Here is an 18,932-nt window from a genome sequence, read left to right on the forward strand (position 1 = left end):
TCGTAGCACCCCGGATGCTCTCGCACGCCAAATTGCATCGCCTCTCCGGTTACGACAACGACAACGACAACGACAACGACAACGATTGTACTGTATGTAACCTGGTCTCGACTCGCTACTAAGTGTCCCACCGAACAGACCACCGCACCGCGGCCTGTTATGCTCGTCGTCACAGGAACCGTCGGCACCGCACTTGTGCCACCCCCGGTTTCGCCGTGCCGCAGGACGATCCAGTGTCAGTCACAACGCCGGCCCATGTGGTCAACCACCTCATCGAGGCCCTCCCGCACGCGGCCCGCAGGCGAATACTGGAGCGTTGCGAGCCGGTGGAGTTGACGGCCGGCGTCATCCTGTGCGAGGTCGACGAGCCCTACGAACACGCCTATTTCCCGCTCATCGGCTTCATCTCACTGGGGGGGGCGACACTGCACAGCCGCCAACCTATCGAGATGGGATTGATCGGTAACGAGGGGATGCTCGGTGTGACCCTGGCCTTGGGCGTGGCCGCCGCCCCCATGCGCGCCGTGGTGCAAGGCGCCGGCACCGCGTTGCGCCTCACTGCCGCGCAAATCCGATGTGAACTGAACGACAGCCCCTCCCTGCTGCACATGCTCCACCGCTACCTGTATGTACTGATCACCCAGTGGCCTCATACCGCGGCCTGCGCCCAGTCCCACGAGATCGAATTGCGGCTGGCGCGCTGGCTGCTGATGACGCATGACCGCGCCCACGCCAACCGTTTCCATCTCACCCACGAGTTTCTCGCCAACATGCTCGGAGTACGCCGCAGCGGCATCACCATCGCCGCCGGCGCACTGCAACAACGTGGGCTCATCCGCTATGTCCGCGGGGACATCAGCATCCTCGACCGTCCGGGGCTCGAGGCCGCGTCCTGTCCCTGTTACGAGGTACTGCTCGGCGACTACCGCCGACTGCTCCCCTAAGGGACGGTTCATCAATGAGTTAAACACGTCCATCAGGCGAGTCCACTTGGGAGTGCTTTCAGCGTCGTTGTCGTTGTCGTTGTCGAGATTATCGTAGCGCCCTGGACTCTCTTTGCACCCCAAGTCGCATCGCGTCTCCGATTACGACAACGACAACGACCGGGCAGGTTTTCCCGCAGGACGGGCAGACGAGCGCAATGCCCATCGCTATCATACGCCTAAGCCGTTGATTGCTGGGTTTCGCTGCGCTCTACCCAGCCTACGGATCACGCGACCTGCGGTCACGCCCCGAGGACGCCCAAGCGCTGCCGGGGCCGCACTATGTACGCCGACGCACCGACCAAGCCCGGGATTCGGCCTAGACTCCGAGCTAAGGCCCCTTCCAGCAGCCGTTGCGCCCTTCAGAGGGCAATAGCCCGGACTGGATCCACGGCAGGGAGCTGCCGCCCCCTGGACGACCCGCCCCCGCCAACCCCGCGGTCCTTCGCGCCCGCACCCTTGCGCTCAACCAACCCCGCTCAACCAACGCAATGGAGATTCACATGTTCGACGGATTAACATCACACACCCCCCGGCTGAGCCATACGGTCACCAAGGTCGCCCGGCTCTATAACCCCCGCACCTGGAAGGAGAAGGGGCTGTGGTGGACCAGCGGCCTGTTCCTGATGACCTACCTGGTGATCGTCACGGTCCTGGGCATCCTGTGGTCGGGCTCGCCGGGACCCTTCGATGTCAGGCAACACGCCCTCGGCCTCGTCGGCAACGACCCGGCGAAGTTGGTCCCCGGGGCCGTAACCGCGGCCACCGCCATCGGCATCGCCGAGACGCTGCTGAACAAACCCGGCGGCTATCTGACCAATGACATAACCCCGCCCGGGGTCTATCTGGACAATATCCCCAACTGGGAATTCGGCGCCTTGACCGAGCTGCGCGACCTCAGCAGTGCGCTGCGCAACGACTTCAGTCGCGCCCAGACCCAATCGGTGGAAGACGTCGACCTGCTCATCGCCGAACCGCAATTCAATTATGATGCGGACTCCTGGATCTTCCCGTCCACCGAGTCCGAGTATCGCGGGGGTGTCGCCGGGCTGAGACGCTATCTGCTGCGTCTGGGCGATGCCCAACAGGACAATGGTCAATTCTTCGCCCGCGCCGACAACCTGACGGCCTACCTGCAAGTGGTCGGCAAACGCCTGGGCAGTCTGGGACAACGGCTGTCCTATGCCGTGGGCCAGGCCCATCTGGATACCGCGCTGGCCGGCGACCCCAATGCCCGCCAGTCCACACCGGTCCCCTCCCAAGCGGTGACCAAAACGCCCTGGCTCAAGATCGATGACTATTTCTTCGAGGCGCGCGGCTATACCTGGGCGCTGCTGCAGAGCCTCAAGGCGATGGAGATCGACTTCGCGCCGGTGCTCCAGGACAAGAACGCCGTGGTCTCGCTCAAGCAGATCATCCGCGAGTTGGAGAACACCCAGAACGTGATCTGGAGCCCGGCGATTCTCAATGGGACCGGCTTCGGTCCGATGGCCAATCACTCATTGGTGATGGCGTCTTATATCTCGCGCGCCAACGCGGCGATCATCGACCTGCGCAACCTGCTGGTTCAGGGTTAGAATATGGCACGGTCTCGAGTTTTCGGTTTTTCGGTTTTCGTGGCCCCGAGCAAAGTCGGCATGACGAAAAACGAGAAACAGGAAACGAGAAACCATTGACGATGGGTATACATGATGGGCACTAGTCAAGAGCAAAGAACCGGCGTCCGGCTCGATGCACCCGGCGGCACTGAGGGCCCCATCCGCTTCGAGCTGTTCAGCCCGGAACGGTTTGTCGAACATGCGCAGAGTCTGGCGCAGGCACAGGAGCTGGCCCCGCCCAGCCGCGGTCACAAGCTCATGCCGCGCGTACGTGAGAACGCACTGGTGCTGAGCGCGGCCTATGCCGCCATCACGGCGGCGGCGGCCGAGCAGCGGGCCATCACCCCCGCGGCGGAATGGCTGCTCGATAACTTCCACGTCATCGAGGAGCAGGTCCATGATATCGGTGTCCATCTGCCGGAGGGCTATTACCGCGAACTACCCAAACTGGCCGCCGGTGTGCTGGCCGGTTACCCGCGGATCTATGGAATCGCCTGGGCCCTGGTGGCGCATACCGATAGCCGCTTCGACCCCGACCTGCTGACCCTGTTCGTCGATGCCTATCAACGCATCGAGCCGCTCACCCTGGGCGAACTCTGGGCGCTGCCGGCCACGCTGCGCATCCTGTTGCTGGAGAACCTGCGGCGCCTGGCGGTGATCATCAGGGACTCGCAGGCCGGACGGACCCTCGCCGACGCCTTTGTCGATGAGGTCGAGCGCGGCGCCGAGCAGAACGACCGGCTGGTACCGCCGGCCTTGGGCCTGCTCCCCTGCCCTGCCTTGCGTCAATCCTACGCGGTGCAGATCTCACAGCGGCTGCACGACCCGCACCCCGGCGCCGCGCCCGCCATCGATTTTCTGAATGAGTGGCTGGCGTCCCAAGGCGAGACGCTCGACGGGATCGTCTACCGCGAACACGCCGACCAGATCGCCGCCAATACCACGGTACGCAACGTCATTACCAGTATGAGGGCCATCTCCGCCTTCGACTGGCCTGAATTTGTGGAACAGGTGAGCCTGGTGGATGCATGCCTGCGCGCCCACGACGGCTATGCGGAGATGGACTTTCTCACCCGCGACCGCTATCGCCACGCGATCGAGGACCTGGCCCGCCGCTCGTCCCATACGGAACTGGAGGTGGCGCAGCGCGTCATGGGGCTGGTCACCGCGGCCGACGCCGCGGCCGACCCCGACGCCTTGCACCATGACCCGGGCTGGTATCTGATCGACGCGGGCAGCGCCGCCTTTGAACGGGCGCTCGCGGCCCGCCCCACCCTGCGGCAACGGCTGTTGCGCCTGGTGGTCGCCCACGCGGGGCCGGCCTACCCGAGCATCATCGAGGTGCTGACGACCCTGCTGCTGCTCATGCTGCCCCTGAGTGCCGGTCTGGCGGCCGGGCTCGGTTGGCTGCCGCTCGCCCTGATTACGGTATGCGCCTTCTTCCCCGCCTCGGATATCGCCACCAGCCTGGTCAATCGCGCCGTGGTCGCCTATCTGCCGCCGCGGCACCTGCCGCGGCTCGAATTCACCGCGGGCGTACCGCAGGAACTGCAGACCTTCGTGGTCGTGCCGACCCTGTTCACAACCTTGGAAGGGGTTAAGGAACAGGTCGGACAGATGGAGGTGCGATACCTTGCCAATCCGGACGGGGCACTGCTCTTTGCCCTGTTGTCGGATTGGGGCGACGCGGATCAGGAGACCCTGCCCGCGGACGCGCCGCTGCTGGACTGCGCGCGCAGCGGGGTCGCCGCGCTCAACGCCAAGTACGGGGCCGGGCGCTTCTTCGTCTTCCACCGCCGCCGCCTGTGGAACCCCGGCGAAGGCAAATGGATGGGCTGGGAGCGCAAACGCGGCAAGCTGCATGAGTTCAACCGGCTGCTGCGCGGCGCCGCCGACACCTCCTTTCTGCCGCTCGACGGGACGCCGGTTACCGCGCCGACCGGGGTCCGCTATGTCGTCACCCTGGATGCCGACACCCGGCTGCCGATCGGCGTCGTCACCCAATTGGTGGGCACTGCCGCCCATCCGCTCAATCGCCCCGTCTTCGATGCCGCTGTCGGCCGGGTGGTCGCCGGTTACGGCATTCTCCAGCCGCGCGTCACGCCCACGCTGCCGCTGCGCGGGGAGTGTTCACTCTTTCACCGGATCTTCTCCGGCGCCACCGGCATGGACGCCTATGCGAGCCTGGTCTCCGAGGTCTACCAGGACCTGTTCGGACTGGGGACCTATTCCGGCAAGGGACTCTATGACGTCGACACCTTCGAGGCGGCACTGGCCGGGCGCGTACCCGAGAACACCCAGCTCAGCCACGACCTGTTCGAGAGCGTCTTCGCCCGCTGCGGCCTGGTCAGCGATCTGGAGTTCTTCGAGGAGTTTCCCTCCCACACCGCGGTCGCCGACTCCCGCTCCCACCGCTGGACCCGGGGCGATTGGCAGTTGCTGCCCTGGATCCTGGGGCTGCGCGGCAACCATCTGCCCTTCCTCGGGCGCTGGAAGATGCTCGACAACCTGCGCCGCTCGCTCTCCGCCCCCGGGGCCTTCCTGACCCTGATCGCGGCCTGGGCCATCCCCGACGCGCCGACGGCCATGCTGGTCGGGTTGGTGCTGACGGGCCTGGCAATGCCCGCGCTCTTCGCCCTGGTCCATGGGCTGATTCCGCCCGGACCCGACACCCGGCTGCGCACCCACCTGCTCGCCACGGGGGCAAATGTGCTCGCCGGACTGGTCCACGCGCTGGTGGGGTTGGGCTTGCTCGCGCAACAGGCCTGGCTCATGGTCGATGCCATCGGTGTCACCCTGTTCCGACTGCTCGTGACCCGCCGCCACCTGCTGAAATGGGTCACCGCCCTCCAGGCCAAGACGACCTCCGGACATGCCCTGAAGTCCCTCATCAGGCCGCTGAGCAGTGCCACCGTCGTCGTGGTCGCGGCCGCGGCGGTGATCGCGTTCTGCCACCCGGCGGGACTGGCCGGCGCCGCGCCCTTCCTGCTGCTGTGGTGGCTGGCCCCGCTCTACTCCCACGCCCTGAGCCTGCCGGCCCGGCCCCACGCCTGCGAGACCTTGAGTCCCGAAGACGCCGTGCAATTACGTCTGATCGCGCGGCGCACCTGGCGCTTCTTCACGACCTTCGTGACCGTGCAGGATCATTACCTGCCGCCGGACAATTTCCAGGAAGACCCGCACCCGGTCATCGCGCGGCGCAGTTCACCCACTAACTTCGGTCTTTATCTGCTGTCCGTGCTCGCCGCCCGGGACTTCGGCTGGCTCGGCCTGCGCGATGCCGTCGACCGGCTCGAGGCCACCCTGGGCACCCTGGCGGCGCTGCCCCGTCTGCACGGCCACTTCTACAACTGGTACGACACCGGCGACCTGCATGTGCTCGAACCCGCGTACCTGTCCACCGTGGACAGCGGCAACCTGGCCGGGCACCTGTTGACCCTGGCGGAAGGCTGCCGGGAGGCGGCACGCCAACCCCTTGACGACGCGACCGCCTGGCGCGGCCTGGCCGATACCTATGCGCTGCTGACCGGCGCACTGGCCGCCATCACCCCGGGGCGGCTCACTCTGACCGTCAGCCTGGAGGAGGTGCGACAGGCGGCCGACGCGCTGGGCGCGGACCTAGCCGGGGCGCCGGATGCCGCGGGCGGGTGGGAACGCCTGAGCGCGGGTGCCGAGACCCTGCTCGATCTCGCCCGCGCTTACGCCGCCGAACGCGGCGACGCGGGCGGCCAGACGCCTTCGGACCTGGGCTGGCCGCAACCGGCCACGCCGGAACTGGACGCGGCGCAATGGGCCGGGCTGCTGCGTGATGACATCGGCTCACTCGCCCGTGATCGCAAGGCCCTGCTGGAGACCGCGCGGCGCGACGGCGGGGCCGGCGCGACGGCACTCGCGCGGCGCCTGGAGGTCCTGGCGGAGACGGCCGAGCGACTGTGCATGGAGATGGACTTCGGGTTTCTGTACGACCACAAGCGGCACCTGTTCACCCTGGGCTACCGGCCGGCGGACGGCACGCTGGATGACAGCTTCTACGACCTGCTCGCCTCCGAGGCGCGCCTCACCAGCCTGGTCGCCATCGCCAAGCGCGACGTAAAGGACGAGCACTGGTTCCACCTCGGCCGCCGGATGACGCGCACCAAGCGCGGCGCCGCGCTGCTGTCCTGGTCGGGTTCGATGTTCGAATACCTGATGCCCTCCCTGGTCAACTACACCCCGCGCTACAGCCTGCTGGACCAGACCTGCCGCCTTGTCATCAAGCGGCAGATCGAATACGGGCAGGCCCGGGGGGTGCCCTGGGGTATCTCGGAGTCCGCCTTCAATCAGCGCGACCTGGCACTCACCTACCAGTATTCGGCCTTCGGCGTGCCGGGGCTCGGGCTGAAGCGCGGACTGGCCGAAAACCTGGTGATCGCGCCCTATGCCACCGCCCTGGCGGCCATGTATGAGCCACACGGCGCGACGCAGAACTTTGCGCACCTGGAGCGCCTGGGCGCCCTGGGCACCTATGGCTTTTTCGAGGCGCTGGACTTCACCCCGTCGCGCTGCGCCCTGGACCAACAGGTCGCCGTCGTGCACTGCTACATGGCCCATCATCAGGGCATGTCACTGATCGCCCTGGATAATGTGGTCCACGACGGGGTGATGCGCCACCGCTTCCATCGCATCCCCCTGATCCGGGCGACCGACCTGCTGTTGCAGGAGCGCAGCCCGCGCGACGCCGATACCCGCGACCCGCGCCTGGCCCTGGTGCGGACCACCGCCGCTGAAACCCTGCAACTGGAGGTGCGGCGCACCCCCTCACCGACCTCCGCCGTCCCCTCCTCGCACCTGCTGTCCAACGGCCGCTACACGGTCATGGTCACGGCCGCCGGCGCGGGTTACAGCGCCTGGGAGGATCTCGCCATCACCCGCTGGCGCGAGGACAGCACCCGCGACGACCGCGGCAGTTTCCTCTATCTGCGCGAACTGGAGAGCGGCCGGGTCTGGTCCGCCGGCTACCAGCCCACGGCGGCGGTTCCCGACCGCTATGAGGCCGTCTTCGCCGAAGACCGGGTGCACATCACCCGCGGGGACGGCGCCATCGGGGCCGATCTGGAGATCCTCGTCTCACCCGAGGACGACGCGGAGATCCGGCGCCTGCGCCTGACCAATAACGGCACCCGCACGGTCGAGATCGAAGTGACCTCCTATGCCGAGCTCGTGCTCGCCCCGCTGCGGTCCGACATCGCCCACCCGGCCTTCTCCAACCTGTTCGTGCAGACCGAGTTTCTGCCGCGAGTGCATGGACTGCTGGCGCGGCGGCGCCCGCGCTCCCCGGACGACGCCCAGGTCTGGGCGGCGCACCTGCTGTCGCGCACCGATACCGTCAACGGACTCCAATACGAGACCGACCGCGCCCGCTTCATCGGGCGCGGCCAGACGCTGCGCGCCCCGCTGGCGATGCTCGACGGCCGCCCGCTCAGCAACACGGTCGGCCCGGTGCTGGACCCCATCTTCAGCCTGCGCACGCGCCTGCGCATCGCCCCGGGCGCGACCGCCCAGGTCACCTTCACCACCCTGGCCGCCGCCTCGCGCGCGGCGCTTGAGGCACTGGCCGACAAGTATCACCAGGGCGCCACCTTCGAGCGGGTGTCGGCGCTTGCCTGGACCCAGGCCCAGGTGCAACTGCACCACCTGCGCATCCGCAGCGACGAGGCGCAATTGTTCCAGGCCCTGGCCAATCACCTGCTCTTTCTCGATCCGTCGCTGCGCCCGCCCGCCCGGTTGATGCAACAGAATCAACTGGGCGCCGCCGGCCTCTGGCAGTTCGGGATCTCCGGTGACCGCCCCATCCTGTTGCTGCGGATCACCGAGCCGGAGCACCGCTCCATCGTCGATCAATTGCTGCGCGCCCACGAATACTGGCGGCTCAAACGCTTCGTGGTGGATCTGGTCATCTTGAACGAGCGAGAGGTCTCCTACGCCCAGGCCTTGCAGGACCTGCTGGAGGGCCTGGTACGGGATTGGCAGGACGTCAACCCCCATCAGGGCCCCGGGCAAGAGGGGGCGATCTTCATCCTGCGGGCCGATCTGCTGACGGACGCCGACCAATTGCTCCTGAAGACCGCCGCCCGCGCCGTGCTGCAGAGCGGCCGCGGTACCCTGGCCGAGCAACTGCGCCGACACGAGCGCCCGGCCCTGGAGTTCGTGGCGCCGGCGGCGGGGGGCTCGCTCGCCCTGCGCAACGCCGCGGCCAACGGTGCGCCGCAGCCGCCCACGCTGGAGTTCTTCAATGGCCTCGGCGGCTTTGCGGACGACGGCCGTGAATATGTGATCGTACTCCACAAGGGGCAATGGACCCCCGCTCCCTGGATCAATGTCATCGCCAATCCCGACTTCGGCTTCATGGTGTCGGAGACCGGCGGCGGCTGCACCTGGAGTCTCAACAGCCATGAGAACCAATTGACCCCCTGGTCGAATGATCCGGTCAGCGACCCGGCGGGTGAGGTCTTTTATCTGCGCGACGAGGACTCGGGCGAGCTCTGGACCCCAACCGCCTTACCGATCAGGGTCGAGCACGCGACCTACATCGCCCGGCACGGCCAGGGCTACAGCCGCTTCGAGCATTCCTCACTGGGCATCTATAGCGAGTTGCTGCAATTCGTCGCCGTCGCCCACCCGGTCAAGGTCTCCCGGCTGACCCTGCGCAACGACTCACCGCGGCCCCGCCGGATCAGGGTGGCGGCCTATGTGGAGTGGGTGCTCGGGGCCACGCGCAGCGTCACCGCGCCCTATATCGTCACCGAGATCGATGCGGCGACCGGCGCACTGTTCGCCCTCAACCCCTGGAGCCAGGACTTCAGCTCACGCGTCGCCTTCGCCGACTTGGGCGGCCGCCAGACCAGTTGGACCGGGAGCCGGGGCGAATTCATCGGGCGCAACGGCGACCTCGCGGCACCGGCGGCCCTGCGCCGCTCCCAGGACTTGAGAAACCGTACCGGCGCTGGCCTGGACCCCTGCGCCGCGCTGGAGACGACGGTCGTCATCGGCCCCGGCGAACAGGTCGAACTCGTCTTCCTGCTCGGACAGGGGACCGATCGCGCCGACGCGGCCGACCTGGTGCGGCGCTTCCGGGCGACCTCGGTGCCGACCCTCATGGCGGAGGTGACACGCCAGTGGGACGCGGTGCTGAGCAAGGTCCAGGTGCAGACGCCCGACCGCGCACTGGATCTGATGCTCAACCGCTGGCTCCTCTATCAGACCTTAAGCTGCCGGGTCTGGGCGCGGGCCGCCTTCTACCAGGCCGGCGGGGCCTTCGGCTTCCGCGATCAATTGCAGGACACCATGGCACTGGTCGTCACCAGGCCCGATCTCGCCCGGGAACAGATCCTCCGGGCGGCGGCGCGCCAATTCGTCGAGGGCGATGTGCAGCACTGGTGGCACCCGCCGACCGGGCGCGGTGTGCGTACCCACTTCTCCGATGACCGCGTCTGGCTGCCCTATGCCCTGGCCCATTACATCGAGGTCACCGGCGATACCGGTGTGCTCGATGAGTCGCTGCCCTTCCTGGAGGGTCCGGCGGTGCCCGCAGGCAAGGACGACGCCTATTTCGACCCGCGCGTCTCCGAACGGCAGGCGTGCCTGTTCGAGCACTGTGCACGGGCGCTCGACCTGAGCCTGGCGGTGGGGGTCCATGGCCTGCCGCTGATCGGCAGCGGCGACTGGAACGACGGCATGAACCGGGTCGGCAACCAGGGCAAGGGCGAGAGCGTCTGGCTCGCCTGGTTCCTGATCGATACCCTGACCCGGTTCGCGCCGCTCGCGCAGGGACGCGATGCCATCGGGCAGGCAGCGCACTGGCTGGCGCACGCCGCCGCCTTGACGGCCGCGGTGGAGGCCGAGGGCTGGGACGGGGCCTGGTATCGGCGCGCCTATTACGACGACGGCACCCCGTTGGGCTCTGCCGCCAATGCCGAGTGCCGCATCGACTCCATCGCCCAGAGTTGGGGCGTCATTTCCGGCGCCGCGAACCCGCAGCGCGCACAACGGGCCATGCACTCGGTGCACGACTATCTCATTCGCCACGGCGACGATCTGGTGCTGCTCTTCACCCCGCCCTTCGACCTCACCGAGCATGACCCCGGCTACATCAAGGGCTATCTGCCCGGGGTGCGCGAGAATGGCGGTCAATACACCCATGCGGCGGTCTGGACCGTCATCGCCTACGCCCAACTCGGCCAAGGCGACCAGGCCGCGGAGTTACTGCGTATCTTAAATCCCATCACCCGCACCGCCAGCCGCACCGGCGCCTATGCCTACAAGGTCGAACCCTATGTCCTGTCGGCCGACATCTATGCCGAACCGCCCCACGCGCGCCGCGGCGGCTGGACCTGGTACACCGGCGCCGCCGGCTGGTTCTATCGCGCCGGCCTGGAATCGGTCCTGGGCCTGCAGGTACGCGCCGGCCACCTGCATTTCGACCCCTGCATCCCCCGCACCTGGCCCGGCTACCGCATGACCTACCGCCACGGCGGCACCCGCTATGACATCAGCGTCGAGAACCCCGCCGCCATCGAGCACGGGGTCATCGGGATCGACCTGGACGGCGCGCGCCAGGCGCCCGGCCACGGCATACCGCTGGTGGACGACGGGCGGGTCCATCGGGTGCGGGTGGAATTGGGGGCCTGAGGCAGACGGCGGCGCGAAGGCCCCAGGGGGAGAGGACTTGTCCGCTCCCCGAGCACGTGGAGGTTGCGGCGGTAAGGCCAAAGTCCGGTCAAGAGGATGATCGAGGGCCGACCGCGTCATCAATCCAGCCAGCCGAGCGCCACTTCCAGCATCGACTAGCGGAGCAACCTTGTGGCCATCGTACGAAAAATCCCGCTGGCAGCCTATTGACAAATCGCACAGACTTTGCTTGACTGGCGACACAAATTCTGAGGTCGTTTGGTCGCCGGAATAGATAGGTCAAAGAGGTATACCACGATGGATATCCAAGAACGTACCCATGACTTCGTTAACGAACTGCTAGTGAGGAGGTAATGTGGAGTGCTATCATTGCAAAGGCAACATGATCAGAGCTGAGGCCCCATTCAGCGCCGATCGAAATGGGTACCATATCACATGGGAGTCGATTCCCGCATGGGTATGCACGCAATGCGGGGAGGCATTTTTTGAAGATAATGAGGTAAACCATATCCAAACTGCTTTGCAGCAGGTCGATCGTGAAACCCAGGCCTTCTCGCTGAAGGCGGCATAGCCAAGACGGCGCCGGGGGCTTTGATCATCGTTCCGGTCGGCGGCCACCTCTTGGGGTCCGAGTTGTCAGCGAACTGTCGGGACCGCCCTTTGAATCGGATTTGACCATGAGTATGACCGAGCCCAATCCACGTATCCTGAGCATTGCAAGCCGCGCGCTCGGCCACCTCGAGGTGGTCTTTCTGGTGGTGATTGCGCTGGCGACCCTGATCGCCAGTGGTCAGGAAATCCTCGCCATGGTCGGGCGGGGGCATGTCGCGCTGGCCGACCTGCTCCTGCTCTTCATCTATCTCGAAGTACTCGCCATGGTGGCGATCTACCTGGACTCCGGCGCCCTGCCGGTGCGCATGCCGCTCTATATCGCCATGGTCGCGCTGGCGCGGCACATCATCCTCGATATGAAGGAGATGACCGAATTGGGGATCGCGTCCGCCGCACTCTCCATCCTGATCCTGGCGGCGGCGGTGTTGGCGATCCGCTTCGGCCAGGTGCGTTTCCCCTACCAGTCCCTCACCCGCAGCGGGCGCCTTGGACAAGGCAACGATTAGCGATGCGTCGCCGCCAGTACCAAACACATTGCTGTTCTCAAGCCTTGGGCAGTATCACGGATTCGGTCATAGTGTGCAGGCAATCATAGGGAGAGACACATGATCGAAACGCTGACGCTCGCGACGCTGTGTCAAGCACAGAACCCCCTCGTCCTTGCCCCGGAGGACCCGGTCTCCCTAGCCGTCGCGGGCATGGGGGAACGCCGCCTGAGTTCGGTGGTGATCCTCGACGGCGGCGCCCCGGTCGGCCTCTTTACCGAGCGCGATGCCTTGGGGCTGATCGCGGCCGGCACCTACAGCCCCGCCACACCGCTGCGCGCGCTCATGTCCGCCGACTTGCTCACCGCCCCCCCGGAGATGACCTTCATCGACGGCTATGCCCGCATGGCGGGCCATGGGGTGCGGCACCTGGTGCTGACGGATGCGGCGGGCCGGCTCTATGGGGTCCTGTCCGAGACCGACTTCGCCCGCGCGTTGGGGATCGCGGAGCTTCAGGGACCGCGCACCGTCGCCGACCTGATGACCCGCGCGCCGGCGACAGTGCCGCCGGGGACCACGATTGCCGAGTGCCTGGCCCTGATGGCCGAGCGGCACATCAGTTCGGTGATCGTTGTCGAGGGGGAGCGGGCACTCGGCATCCTGACCGAACGCGATGCCATCCGGCTGGCGGCGCTCGACCTGGACCTGCACACCACCCCGGTGGCCGCGGTCATGTCCCAGCCGGTGCAGACCATTTGCCCCGAAGCGTTCGCCTACGAGGCGGCCCCGCGGATGCGCGCCGCGGGGGTCCGGCACCTGGCAGTGACGGACGACGCCGGGTGCCTGGTCGGGATTCTCAGCCGGAAAAACCTCCTGCGGGACATCCTCGATGTCCATTTGCGCCTGTTGCGTCGGACCATCGCCGAGCAGGGTCAGGCGCTGCGCGATACCCGGCAGCAGGTACGCGAACAGGGCCTCATGCGTGCAATGTTCGAGGCGTCCCCGGCCGGTATCAGCCTGCGGGACCGCGACGGCCGGTTGGTGCTGGTCAACCCGGCCCTGCTGGCGATGCTCGGTTACCAGGGGGAGCTGTCGAGCGTGATCGGGCGCCACTTCAGCGAATTCGTCGTGACGGCCGAACAAGAACAGGAAACTGCGATGTTCGCCCGACTGCTGGCCGGCGAGCTGCCGAGCTACCGGCGGGAGACGCACTACCGTCACCGCGACGGCCATACCCTGGTCGCGGAGGTTACGGTCACCGCCATCCGCGATGCCGGCGGGACCCTCACGCACGCCCTGGCCATGGTCAATGACATCACTGAACTGCGCCTCTGGGCGGGTGCCTTTGAACACTGTGCCCATGGCCTCGGCATCGACGATCCGCAGACCAATACCATCCGCGCCTGCAACCCGGCCTTCGCGAACCTGCTCGGCGCGGCCCCCGAGGCGATCGCCGGGCAGCCGATCGCGTCCGTTTATGCCCCCGAGGACCTGGGGTTGCTGCGGGAACACATCGCCCTGGCGGACCGGTCGGGCCGCACCCGCTACGAAGCCAGGATGCGGCGTCGGGACGGCTCGACCTTCGAGGTGCAGATGGACCTGGTCAGCGTCTTTGCCCCCGACGGCCAGGTCCAGTACCGCGTGGCCACCATGCAGGACATCAGCGCGCGCAAGCAGGCCCAGGCGGCCCTGCAGGCGAGCGAGAAACGCTATCGCGGGATCGTCAACAACGTCATGGACGCGATCTTTATTCTGGATCTGCAAGGGCGCTTCCTCGCGGTCAATGACCAGGCGTGCCGCCGGTACGGATACGATCGGGAGACCTTCCTGACCCTGCACATTCGCGACATCGATAGGCCCGACGAGGTCGTCAATGTCCCACAGCGCCTCGCCGTGTTGCAGCAGGAGGGTGCCGCCAGCTTCGAGGCCGCGCATCAGGATGCGCAGGGACGCCCCATCCCGGTCGAGGTCAGCGCGACCAAGACCCTGTACTGCGGCAAACCCTGCCTGCTGAGCGTCGTGCGTGACATCTCCGAGCGCAAACGCGCCCTTGCGGCGCCCACCGAAAGCAAGAAGCAAAGCAAGAAGCAAAGCAAGAAGCGGCTGCGGATCTTCATCGAGCACGCCCCCGTCGCCCTGGCCATGCTGGACCGCGACCTACGTTTCATGGTGGTCAGCCGACGCTGGCTGGATGACTTTCGACTGGGGGGCCGCGACATCATCGGGCGCCCCCATTACGAGGTCTTCCCCGAGATTCCGGAGTCGTGGCGGGAGGTGCACCGCCGCTGCTTGGCCGGGGAGGTGATCCGTGCCGAGGAAGAGCCCTTCGAGCGGCAGGACGGCAGCGTGCAATGGGTGCGATGGGAGGTGAGACCCTGGCACCGCATTGGCGGCGCCGTGGGCGGGATCGTCATCTTCTCCGAGGACATCACCGAACGCAAACAGGCGGAGCTGGAGCTGCGTCGCTACCGGCAGATCGTCGAGACCTCCAGTGAGATGCTGGTCTTCCTCGATCGGGACCTGCGCTACCGGGTGGTCAATCCAGCCTATGCCGCGCTGCGCCACACGACCCCGGCGGACCTTCAGGGCCGCCTGGCACGAGAGGTGGTGGGGGCTGAGTACTATGCGAAGATCGGCCCCTGCCTGGAGTCGGCGCTGGCTGGCCAGGCCCAGCGGTTCAGTGGCCTTATCACTGCCATCGACGGCAGGCAGCGCTACCTGGAGTCGGACGTGCGCCCCTTCCGGGGGCACGATGGGGCGGTGCTGGGCGTGGTCGTGACTATTCACGACCTAACCGAGGCCCGGGAGGCGCAACTCGCCCTCCAGGACCAGCAGGCGCACTTGGAAGACTTGGTCGCGGCCCGGACTGCGGAGCTTCAGGCCTCCGAGACCAAGCTGCGGACCATTTACGACCTCCTGCCGATCGGGATCTCGGTCACGGACCGGGCCGGCCAGATCATCGACTGCAATCGGGCCTCGGAGGTCCTGCTGGGGATCGCGCGGGATGAACAGTTCCGCCGCACCTATGACGGCGAGGAGTGGGCGATCATCCGGCCGGATGGGACCCCCATGCCGCCACCGGAGTTCGCCAGCGTGCGCGCCGCGGTCGAGGGTCGGACGGTGCGCGACGTGGAGATGGGCATCCTCCGCCCGGATGGCGTGGTGTGGCTCTCGGTCAACGCCACGCCCTATCCGCATCCGGACTATGGGGTGCTCATCGCCTATGTCGATGTCACCGCGCGCAAAGCGGCCGAGGCCGAGTTGTTGCAGGCACGGGCTGTCGCAGAACAGGCGACGCGCATGAAGTCCGCGTTCCTGGCCAATATGAGCCACGAGATCCGCACGCCAATGAACGCGGTGCTCGGCTTCTGCTATCTCCTCGAGCGGCAGCCGCTCGACGCGGCGGCGCTGGACCTGGTGCTGAAGGTACGCAACGCCGGCCGGTCGCTGCTGACACTCATCAACGACATCCTGGACTTCTCCAAGATCGAGGCGGGGCGTCTGGAGACGGTATCCGCACCCTTCAGTTTGTCCGGATTGCTGGACGATCTCGCCGCCATCGTGGCCGCGGCGGCGCGCGACAAACAGTTGGAACTGGTCATTTCCCCTCATCCCTCGTGGCGTTACGACACCCTGACCGGCGATGCGGGACGCCTCGAGCAGGTGCTGATCAATCTGCTCGGCAACGCCGTCAAGTTCACCGAACGCGGTGAGGTCGAACTGCGCATCGACCTGGACTCGGTGCAGGGGTCGGACGTGCGCCTGCGGTTCGCGGTACGCGATACCGGCATCGGTATCGCCCCTGACCAGCAGGAGCAGATCTTCGCCCCCTTCAGCCAGGCCGACAGCAGCATCGCCCGCCGCTTCGGCGGCACCGGGCTGGGGCTGGCCATCAGCCGGCAATTGGTCGCCCTGATGGGGGGCGAGTTGCGGGTCGAGAGTATGCCCGGTCAGGGCAGCGAGTTCTGGTTCGTGCTGCCGTTGCGGTGCGATCAGGCCGCGACCCCCACTCCGCCGGAGTTGGCGGGGCTCCACCTGCTGGTTGCCGACGACAGCGCGCCGGCCGGGGCCGCGCTGGTGAACACCGCCGCCGCCCTGGGCTGGACCGCCGACCTGGTGACCTCAGGCCCGGACGCCCTGGAGCGGACCCTGGCGCGGCTGGATGGGCAGGGGCGCTACGACGCCATGCTGCTCGACTGGCAGATGCCGGGACAAGACGGACTGACCACCGCCCGGTCGATCCGCGACGCACTGCGGCAGCGGATCGATGAATCGCAGCGACCGCCCATCGTCATCATGGTCACCGCCTACTCGCAGGATGCACTCTTGGGCGAGCCCGGCCTCGCCGTGGTGGACGCCCTGCTCAGCAAGCCGGTCACGCCCTCCGCCCTGTACAACGCGGTCGGCGAGGCACTGAGTCGGCGTCGGCAGGGACTGGGCCTGGCGCCACCCGTGCCGATGGCGACCCACCGGCCGCGCCTTCCCGGGTTGCGGGTGCTGGTGGTCGATGACAGTGACATCAACCGGGAGCTGGCGCAGCGGATTCTGGAAGTCGAGGGTGCCCTCGTCCACCTGGCCGGCGACGGTCAGGCGGCCCTGGACTGGTTGGAGGACCATCCGGCCGGGGTCGACCTCGTGCTGATGGACGTGCAGATGCCGCGCCTGGACGGCTACGCGGCGACCCGCCGGTTGCGTGCGGACGCGCGCTGGCGAGACCTGCCGGTCCTCGCCCTCACCGCGGGGGCCTTCCAGGAGTTGCGGGATGCCGCACTGGCGTCCGGTATGAACGATTTCATCGCCAAGCCGTTCCAGGTCGATCAGATGATCGCCTTGATCCAACACTGGACCGGCCGCCGGCCCCAACCGCCGGCGGACACCCCGGCACCGACCACGGAGCCGGCGGAACCGCCCCTCGCGCCCGGCCTGGCGGCACCGCCGCTGGTGACACCGGCCGGGCCCGGCATCGACCTCGCGGTGGGGCTCAAACAATGGGGTAAGATCGAGACCTACCGGACCTATCTCGACCGGTTCGTCTCCCGCTACGCCGGCGCCGGACGGGAGATCGCGACCCTCTGCCGGGAGGGGGACCGGGCCGCGGCCGGGGCACTTGCCCACAAGCTCGTCGGGGTGGCGGGTAGTCTGGCCTTGCCGCGGGTGCTGGAATTGACCCGGCAACTGGACCGGTGCATCAGGGGTGAGGAGCCGATCGGAGAGCTGGCCGCGGCCCTGCAAACCGCCATCGACGCGGTCTGCGCCGGGATCGTCGCCGGGATCATGGCCGAGCGACCCGAGGCCGTGGCGAGGCCTGCCGCTGCCGGGCCCGACGGCCTGCGTGCATTGCTGGATCAATTCTTGCTGGCCCTCGACCACAACGACCCGGACCGTTGTGACTCGCTGCTCGCGCAGTTGGCGGGCCTGGTTGCTGCCGCGCCCCTGACCACAGTACAGTCGCGGTTGACCGAGTTCGATTTTCGCGGGGCCGAGGGCTTGATCCGGGCACTGCTGCGTGACCTGGACGGGTCGCACTAGAAAGGGCCTCTTGCTTCGCGTTTTCGGACTATTTTCCTGATTTGGGAGCAATTTTCGGAAAGACCCATGACGCATGGCCCCCTGCTGCTGGTCGATGACGAGGTCACCAATCTCGCCAACCTGCGCGCGATCCTGGCGGGCGAGTATCCTCTGATGCTGGCCCGCAGTGGCGCCGAGGCCATCGGTTTGGCCGTCAAGCACCAGCCCGCCCTCATTCTGCTCGACATTCAGATGCCCGAGCTGGACGGGTACGCGGTCTGTCGGGCGCTCAAGGCCGATCCGCGCACCGAAGCCATCCCGGTGATCTTCGTCACCGCCTTGTCGGAGGTGGGAAACGAGGAGGCCGGATTCGCCGCGGGTGGGGTCGATTACCTGATCAAGCCAGTGAGTGCGGGGATCGTGCGGGCCCGGGTGCGCACCCACCTGTCGCTGGTCAATACCAAGGAATTGGAGAAGCGCAGCCGTGACGCGATCTTCATGCTCGGGAAGGCCGGGCATTACAACGATGCCGATACCGGCGCGCATATCTGGCGCATGGCGGCCTATGCGCGTGAGCTCGCCGCGACCATCGGTTGGTCCCCGGCGGAGTGCGACCTGTTGGAACTGGCGGCAGCCATGCACGACACCGGCAAGATCGGCATCCCCGATGCGATATTACGCAAGCCCGGCAAATTGGACCCCGACGAATGGACCGCGATGAAGACCCATTGTGTAATCGGTTTTTCGATCCTGTCCAGCAGCGAGGCACCGGTCTTCCGGTTGGCCGCCGAGATCGCGCGCTATCACCACGAGCGATGGGACGGCAGCGGCTACCTGGAAGGACTGGCGGGGGAGGCCATTCCCGAATCGGCGCGGATCGTTGCCGTGGCCGATGTCTTCGACGCGCTCAGCATGAAGCGGCCCTACAAGGAGGCCTGGCCATTGGAACAGGTCATGGCGACCCTGCGCGCAGGCGCCGGCAGTCATTTCGATCCGTCCCTGATCGCGGCGTTCGAGGGGTGTCTGCCACGCATCCTGGAGCTCAAAGCCGATTGGGATCAACGCCAAGAATAAAAACA

7 protein-coding genes are annotated in these 18,932 nt (G+C 66.9%); all 7 read left to right on the forward strand.

The features are described 5' to 3' along the window. Positions 1 to 233: 233 nt before the first annotated feature. The 7 genes from THSYN_RS19325 (at position 234) to THSYN_RS19355 (ending at position 18,927) form a co-directional block, all read left to right on the forward strand. Positions 234 to 944 carry a Crp/Fnr family transcriptional regulator gene (locus THSYN_RS19325; RefSeq protein WP_236848617.1) on the forward strand — a complete coding sequence of 237 codons (711 nt, stop codon included), beginning with the start codon at positions 234 to 236 and terminating at the stop codon, positions 942 to 944. A 542-nt stretch (positions 945 to 1,486) separates the two neighbouring features. Then, positions 1,487 to 2,560, forward strand: a complete 1,074-nt coding sequence (locus THSYN_RS19330; protein WP_100920561.1) for a DUF2333 family protein — start codon at positions 1,487 to 1,489, stop codon at positions 2,558 to 2,560. Between the two features lie 111 nt (positions 2,561 to 2,671). After that, positions 2,672 to 11,248: a glycoside hydrolase family 94 protein gene (locus tag THSYN_RS19335; protein ID WP_216644583.1), complete on the forward strand. Its 8,577-nt coding sequence runs from the start codon at positions 2,672 to 2,674 to the stop codon at positions 11,246 to 11,248. A gap of 382 nt (positions 11,249 to 11,630) precedes the next feature. Then, positions 11,631 to 11,819: a YgiT-type zinc finger protein gene (locus THSYN_RS37385; RefSeq protein ID WP_216644584.1), complete on the forward strand. Its 189-nt coding sequence runs from the start codon at positions 11,631 to 11,633 to the stop codon at positions 11,817 to 11,819. Between the two features lie 106 nt (positions 11,820 to 11,925). Continuing rightward, a complete protein-coding gene (locus THSYN_RS19345; RefSeq protein WP_100920563.1) occupies positions 11,926 to 12,366 on the forward strand; it encodes a phosphate-starvation-inducible protein PsiE in 441 nt (146 codons plus the stop codon). Between the two features lie 99 nt (positions 12,367 to 12,465). Next, complete coding sequence (locus THSYN_RS19350; protein ID WP_100920564.1) at positions 12,466 to 17,874, forward strand: PAS domain S-box protein; 5,409 nt, start codon at positions 12,466 to 12,468, stop codon at positions 17,872 to 17,874. A gap of 66 nt (positions 17,875 to 17,940) precedes the next feature. Beyond that, complete coding sequence (locus THSYN_RS19355; RefSeq protein WP_100920565.1) at positions 17,941 to 18,927, forward strand: HD-GYP domain-containing protein; 987 nt, start codon at positions 17,941 to 17,943, stop codon at positions 18,925 to 18,927. Positions 18,928 to 18,932: the final 5 nt, after the last annotated feature.

It is taken from the genome of Candidatus Thiodictyon syntrophicum, from assembly GCF_002813775.1.
GTDB classification, from domain to species: domain Bacteria; phylum Pseudomonadota; class Gammaproteobacteria; order Chromatiales; family Chromatiaceae; genus Thiodictyon; species Thiodictyon syntrophicum.

What these genes read in the sequence shown, in the direction of transcription:
- THSYN_RS19335 (WP_216644583.1), top strand. Translation starts at nt 2,672, where the DNA reads ATGATGGGCACTAGTCAAGAGCAAAGAACCGGCGTCCGGCTCGATGCA.
- THSYN_RS19350 (WP_100920564.1), top strand. Translation starts at nt 12,466, where the DNA reads ATGATCGAAACGCTGACGCTCGCGACGCTGTGTCAAGCACAGAACCCC.
- THSYN_RS19345 (WP_100920563.1), top strand. Translation starts at nt 11,926, where the DNA reads ATGAGTATGACCGAGCCCAATCCACGTATCCTGAGCATTGCAAGCCGC.
- THSYN_RS19330 (WP_100920561.1), top strand. Translation starts at nt 1,487, where the DNA reads ATGTTCGACGGATTAACATCACACACCCCCCGGCTGAGCCATACGGTC.
- THSYN_RS19355 (WP_100920565.1), top strand. Translation starts at nt 17,941, where the DNA reads ATGACGCATGGCCCCCTGCTGCTGGTCGATGACGAGGTCACCAATCTC.
- THSYN_RS37385 (WP_216644584.1), top strand. Translation starts at nt 11,631, where the DNA reads ATGATCAGAGCTGAGGCCCCATTCAGCGCCGATCGAAATGGGTACCAT.